The 6,862-nt window shown below is 39.7% G+C and carries 4 protein-coding genes; 1 reads left to right on the forward strand and 3 read right to left on the reverse strand.

All coding sequences use genetic code 11. The annotated features are described in order from the left end of the window. Positions 1 to 403: 403 nt before the first annotated feature. A complete protein-coding gene (locus ATH1_RS0116420; RefSeq protein WP_010424358.1) occupies positions 404 to 2,206 on the reverse strand; it encodes a TrkH family potassium uptake protein in 1,803 nt (600 codons plus the stop codon). Beyond that, on the reverse strand, positions 2,207 to 2,899 hold the full coding sequence (locus ATH1_RS0116425; protein ID WP_010424361.1) for a potassium channel family protein: 693 nt from the start codon (positions 2,897 to 2,899) through the stop codon (positions 2,207 to 2,209). An 856-nt stretch (positions 2,900 to 3,755) separates the two neighbouring features. On the opposite strand from ATH1_RS0116425, the gene ATH1_RS0116430 reads away from it, so the two are divergent. Continuing rightward, positions 3,756 to 4,250 carry a GNAT family N-acetyltransferase gene (locus tag ATH1_RS0116430; RefSeq protein WP_010424362.1) on the forward strand — a complete coding sequence of 165 codons (495 nt, stop codon included), beginning with the start codon at positions 3,756 to 3,758 and terminating at the stop codon, positions 4,248 to 4,250. Positions 4,251 to 4,393: 143 nt separating this feature from the next. On the opposite strand, the gene ATH1_RS0116435 is transcribed toward ATH1_RS0116430, so the two are convergent. Further along, entirely contained in the window at positions 4,394 to 6,502 is a 2,109-nt protein-coding gene (locus ATH1_RS0116435) for an amino acid permease (RefSeq protein WP_010424364.1), read from the reverse strand. Between the last annotated feature and the right edge of the window lie 360 nt (positions 6,503 to 6,862).

Genomic DNA, 6,862 nt, shown 5'->3' on the forward strand with positions numbered 1-6,862 from the left:
TGCGTCAACTGTGGTGAACTCTCAACCTTAATCTCAACCTCAACCTTAGCTGTTTGTCATTCTGAGCGGAGCGAAGAATCCAAACTCTAATCATATAAGGGTGCAGTATAAAAAACATATTTTTGTCAAAATCAAGGCGTTTTCATTTTTTGTACCGGAGTTAACTTGTTGTTAATGAGGATACAAAAATTTAAAACAACAACGAGTTTGGCAATAAAGATGCTTTTTAAACCGGACTCATACAACACTAATTAAAATATAATAAGTTCCATAAGTCCAATAACTTAGACTAATTTTATTCTGATGCACTATTATACTTATAATTGGTCGGTAAAGATAACAATTTCAAAAAAAGCCGGGAACTTTCCAAACCATTCCCGGCCAATGACTAAAAAACCAATTACTACCCAATCATGAGTCTGGCATTAGGATACCGGTAGTTTTTAGATGTCACCCGGCGGCTAAGAATAATCCCCATCGTTAAAGACCCGATACGCCCGATAAACATGGATACAACCAGGATGAATTTGCCGGCAGCAGATAATTCACCGGTAATCCCCAGTGAAAGACCGACGGTGCCCATAGCCGAAATTTGCTCGAACAAGATTTCATGAAATGTAAAGCCGGGATTGGTAATCAGCAATAAGATGGTAAAAACAAACAAAAAAGTAAGTGATAATGTAATAATGGCATAGGTTTTATTGACCGATGCCCATCCGATATTGCGTTTATAAATTTCAACATGTTCCTTTCCGCGAAGATTGGTCCAGGCTGCTTTTAAAGCTATGGCAAAAGTCGTGGTTTTGATGCCGCCGCCTGTTGAACCCGGACTGGCCCCAATGAACATAAACAGCATAAAAACAAGTAACGTGGGAAGCGTCAGAGCAGCAGTATCAACCGTATTAAAACCGGCTGTCCGGGTAGTGGCCGACTGGAAAAAAGAAGCCACCAGCTTTCCCCCGAACGAATAATCCTTCAACACATTGTTGTACTCCAGAACAAAGAAAAGCACAGCGCCAGACAATAACATTATTCCTGTAACGGTTAAAACCAGACGGGTATTAACCATGAGCCGTTGCCAATGACTATGCTTTTTACGCCTGCGGCTTTCCTCCGAAAAAATATCCTGAAGAACGATAAAACCAAGTCCTCCGGCAACAATCAATATCATCACAACTATTTGTGCCAGGTATTGATGCCTGATGGAAGCCTCAAAAAGACCGTCGGTAAACAATGAAAAACCGGCATTGTTGAAAGCCGATACAGAATGAAAGACTGAGAAAAATATGCGATCAGCCGTTCCATTAAAAGAATACTCATCGCCCCACAAGAAAAACAACAAAACAGCCCCTGTCAACTCAAAAACAAAGCTGTAATAAATCACTTTCCGCAGAATAGTCTTCATGCTTCCGGTCTGATCGGTATCCAGGAAATCCCGCATCAAACTGATCGAATGAAGACTACCCGACCTCCGGTAGAAAGAACCGATAAAGGTGGCGATGGTTAACATATTCAACCCGCCCAACTGAAACAACAACATGATAATAAGTTGTCCTCTAAATGTAAAAAAAGTGGCTGTATCCTGAACGATCAGACCTGTTACGCAACAGGCGCTTGTCGATGTAAACAACGCATCTGTCCACGAAACAGATTCTACTGTCATTTCGGGCATCTTCAGCAAAACCGTACCAATCACAATTAAGATGAGAAAAGAAAGTGCAAGCATGCCGGCCGGACTGATATGATAATCCCCCATATTTATGGTAGCACGACCGGTTTCACGCAATACCACAATCCAAAAAAGTAACTGAACAAACAAGAAATAACCGTTCTCTGAGAAACCCAATATTTCAAGGAATGTCAGCCAATACGTTTCACTGAAAACCAAATACAGGATGGTTTCACTTAAAATGAAAAGCATCAGCAATGTCTCCCAGGCATTTTCTTTGATAAAGCGACGTGGATTAAAATCGAAAAATACCCTGAAAAAGAATTTCAACAGAAAGAAGTCAAGTATGCGCTGCAAAAAGAAAGTTAAAGACAGGGTAGTAGCAGCATCCGGTGAAAATCCGAAAAAATAAACAATTATTCCTAATCCGGCAAGACCGAAAATTACTGATAAAACATTAACAACTTTAAAAAAAATGCCTCGAATATCGAACAGCACAACATTTATGCGCTCCCGGATGTTTCTTATCCAGCCCATCTATTGGTTAATTTCTATGAAACGTTCCACATCTTTGCGTTTGCCAAACAAGACAAGCGAATCATTATCACGGATGATGCTCTCGCCTTTCGGAATACCGTAAATATGTTGTTCCTGCACTTTTTCACCGTCGCGAACAACTTCTGTACTCCGCTTCATGGTTATCAGGTTCAAATCGTATCGCCTTCGCAGGTCTATATCGATAAGTGATCGCCCAATCACATCAGGAGGGGGAGCAACCTCCATAATACAATACTCATCAGGCAAATCGAAATACGACACGATAGACGGATTCATTAACCTTTCTGCCACATTCATCCCTACTTCATCTTCGGGCGATAGTATTTCTTTCACTCCAATCTTCTCAAGAATAATTCGCTGATTTTCCCCCCTGGACCTGGCCATAATACGTTTAACGCCTATATCCATCAGAACAGTAGTACAAAGAAGCAACTGCTCAAAATCCTCGCCTATTGCCACAACAACAGCCTCAAAATCAAGAATACCCTGCGATATCAGGGTCTTCTTGTCCGTTGCATCCATTGCAACGGCCATATCAACATTCTCAGCAACTTCTTCAATAATGGTTTCATTCCGGTCGATGGCCATAACCTCAGCTCCTTTCGTGGACAGAGTTTTGGCAATGGCCATCCCGAACTGGCCCATTCCAATTACTGCAATCTTTTTTGCCATATTAATTAAATGTAAAAATATTACCGCAAAGTACAGAAAAAAGGGAATAGGAACAAACGGTTACGGGATCAGAAATTCATCACAAAAAGCTTTAAAAAAATTACAAATTCATTAACTTTAAGCCTTGAAAATAAAAAACAATCATTATCATGAGTTTTAAGAAAAAACCACCAAGCTGGAAGTTTGTCCTGGGTATTTCATCCGTATAAAATTTATTTATTAAGGTCGGATGGAACTCACATGCAAGAACTTATACATGTTCTGTTGTGGAAAACGTTGCCATGCTCGTTTCATCAGTATAAAATTTATCTAAGTTATTGAAATAATGCAAGTTATTATACTTTAATTGATATTAGATTCTTCGCTCCGCTCAGAATGACAGACTGTTTAATGTCATTCTGAGGAGGTAACGACGAAGAATCTGTTCCTTGTTTTTGGTTTCTTAGATGATTAGAAGTTAGATGGTGTTTATACATGTTCTTTAGTGACAATCTTTGTCATGCTCGTTTCATCTTACATTTAATAAATTGTTACGGCTGTTAGAATTGTCAAAGTTGTTAATATTGTTGATGTGTTAGTTGTTAGAATGTTATAAGTTTTATCACATTAGCTAACAATCCTAACAATCTAACAATCTAATAATCTAATGATCTAATGATCTATTGTGACAATCTTTGTCATGCTCGTTTCATTCGTATTGACCCATGTTATTGATATTCATTATTTTTGGTCAGGCCTGCTAATGGCATTGGGCATCATCCAGTTTACATCGGGGTTGCTCATGACGCATAAAGAACAAAACAAATCCAATGTAAAAACCAGAAGATTGTATAACCGCTAGTCAAATGTTTTCTTCATGGAAATAACTTTCGAAAAGGCAACACTAAATGACCTTGTAGCCATTAAAGAGATATACGATTATTACATCACCGAAACCACGGCAACTTTCCATACTCAACCGGTCAGTTTCGAAGAGCTGAGGGAAATGGTGCCGTTTTACAACAAGAAATATCCTTCATTTCTGATAAAAGCCGATGACAAAACTGCCGGCTTTTGCTTTCTTGCTCCCTTTAAAAAGCGACAGGCCTATAACCGTTCTGCTGAAGCTGCTGTTTATCTCAAGCCCGAATTCTGTGGACAGGGTATCGGATACAAAACTGTTAATTTTCTGGAAGAGACCGCGAAAAGAAAAGGCTTTAATGTTTTACTGGGAACCATAACCGGCACGCACGAAAGAAGCATCAGACTCTTTACCAAATGCGGTTTTGAAAAATGTGCCCATTTTAAGCAGGTCGGACAAAAATTTGATGAGCTTCTCGATGTTGTTGTTTACCAAAAAATACTGAAATGAATTTCTGAAGACTATTTTGGTATAAGATAATGCCTGAACGCGAAGACGCAATGACACAAAGGGATTATCATCGGGAAGATATACATTTACCCTCTCAAACAAAAAACTTTGCGTTTTTGCGTCCCCGTGTTTAGAAACGGAAATTAATTGATCAAATATTCCTGCAAAAGCCGGGATATAACTTTCGGGTCACCGATAAGCGTCAGCACGTCATGTTCCTGAAGCAATGTTTCGCCATTTGGCGCAAAGGTTTCAGAATCACGTTCAATCAAGGCTACCAATACACCGGCCGGGAATTTGACTTCTTTAAGTTTTTTACCAATTAAATCGGCCTGACTGGTATTTGGCAAGAGCCGCAAAGTGAAGTACCGCTCATTATGAAGGAGGTATTCTTTGATCTTACGATGGCTTTTATGGTCAAATATTTCCTCAACAAAATCCTCCCTTTCGATTATATCAATAAGTCTTGATAACATGCGTAATTGCTGTCGGGATTCCGATGATGGATTGACAAGAAAAAAGAATATCCGTATATAATCTTCCGACGATATGCCACCTTTGCCTACCGGTTTCCGAATGCCACGGCTCGAAAGAACAATATGCAGCGATGGATGGTCGATCCCTTCACTCTTGGCATAGAGGATAGAAACTTCCGGAATGATCAGGGCCGGTTCGATAGCCGAAGTTGTAAGAAACTCGTTTACCAGTGTTTCACGGCTGACATGCATTTCCGTTGCAAAAGTTTCGGCAACCTTAATCAAAAGAGTTTCAAAATCCATGTCTTTTTCAATACTGGTAATGCGTGCCCGTATAATAGTCTCATCAAACGGATCCCCTTCGCGCAGACCTTTTTCTTTGAGGATGGTCATAAATTCATTTTCAAGTTCGGCATATTGATATTTCCCCAAAAGAGCGAACCAGTGAAAAATAGCACCTTCCCTTTTCACCTTCTCACGGGCATAATAATAATACCACAAAACGGAAGCAATTGTAATAAGAAGCGTGAATAACACAGCCATCCATCCCATATAAACAATCAGCATCAACGAAATAAAAATGCCGGCTATCTGCATCCATGGATATAAAGGTGACTTAAACCCCGGATCGTATGACTCGATATTGCTTTTCCGGAATACAATGACAGAAAAGTTAATAAGCATAAAGATGAACAACTGAAATGCACTGGCAATTTTGGCTATTCCTTCTTCCGAAAGTGTTAATATTAATAACAATATAATGCCTGTTGTCAATAAAATTGATAAAAAAGGTGTTCCGGATTTTCCAACCGTTGAAAACTTTGCAGGGAAAAGCTTGTCCCGTCCCATTGCAAAAGGATATCGTGATGAAGACAAAAGCCCGGCATTGCCGGTAGAAGCAAAAGCAGCCATAGCAGCTCCAACCATCAGGTAGGTTCCGGTTTCGCCAGGTAACCACTTAAAAAGCTTTTCTGCCGCTGTCGCAGCCGGGGCCAACTCAGTGGCAAACTTATCAGGTTCTATCAGCGCAACCATAATAAATACCCCGAGAAAATAAATGATACTCGTTACGACAAGAGAAAGTAACATCCCCATAGGAATATTACGTTCGGGGTTTTTAATCTCTTCAGCAACACTGGCCACCTTTGTCAAACCAAGGTATGACACAAATACAAATCCCGCAGCCGAAATCACTCCATCAATACCATTGGTAAAAAACGGTTTAAAATGATCATTCACAGAAGGGCCTTCAACTCTTTCGGTGAAAAAAACCGTGTATAATCCCTCGAAAATAAACCCGCCTAACACCACAAGGAGAAAAATAATAAGAAAACTCTGCAACCCCGATGTTTTCTTTGCTCCTATAAGATTAATCCCCATAAAAACCATGGTCGCCGCCACTGCTACTGCCTTAACAGGAACATCCCAGAAAACGGCCGCATAAGCACCGATACCTATGATCGCAAAAGCTGTTTTAAAGACCAGAGAAAGGTAAGTTCCAAAACCACCAATGGTTCCTACTAACGGCCCAAGACTTCTGTCAAGAAAATAGTATGTCCCGCCGGCCCTCGGTAATGCTGTGGCTATTTCGGCTATACTGAACATGGCAGGAAGAATAAACAAACCGGAAACCAGGTAAGCCAGAAAGACCGAAGGACCTGTGTATTGTGAAGCAAGTCCGGGCAAAAGAAAAAAACCGGAACTAAACATAGCACCGGTACTGATGGCAAATACATCAAATAATCCGAGCTCTTTTTTTAACTTCGCTTTTTCCATTCACTAAAATTAGAGATTTTTTCTACTTACCGCTTAAGTTATTGGTCCAATACGACCTTCTCAAGTGGCTTTGTTAAGATAATACTTTTTTTTGAATTTGGATAAGGAAAAATTTCTGCACCAGTCTTCACGGCTAATACTATGTCAAGGTGCAAAGGGTTTTGTCTATTTTTTATTCCACTCTGAGAACGCAAAATTAAAATAACGCTAAAATCGCAAAGAAAAGATGAGTCCAGTCTAAAAAGCATCTTTGTTGCCAAACTCGTTGTTGTTTTAAATTCTTGAATCCTCATTAACAACAAGTTAACTCCGGTACAAAAATTTAAAACGCCTTGATTTTGACAAAAATATGCTTTTTAT

This window comes from Anaerophaga thermohalophila DSM 12881 (assembly GCF_000191885.1).
GTDB lineage: Bacteria > Bacteroidota > Bacteroidia > Bacteroidales > Marinilabiliaceae > Anaerophaga > Anaerophaga thermohalophila.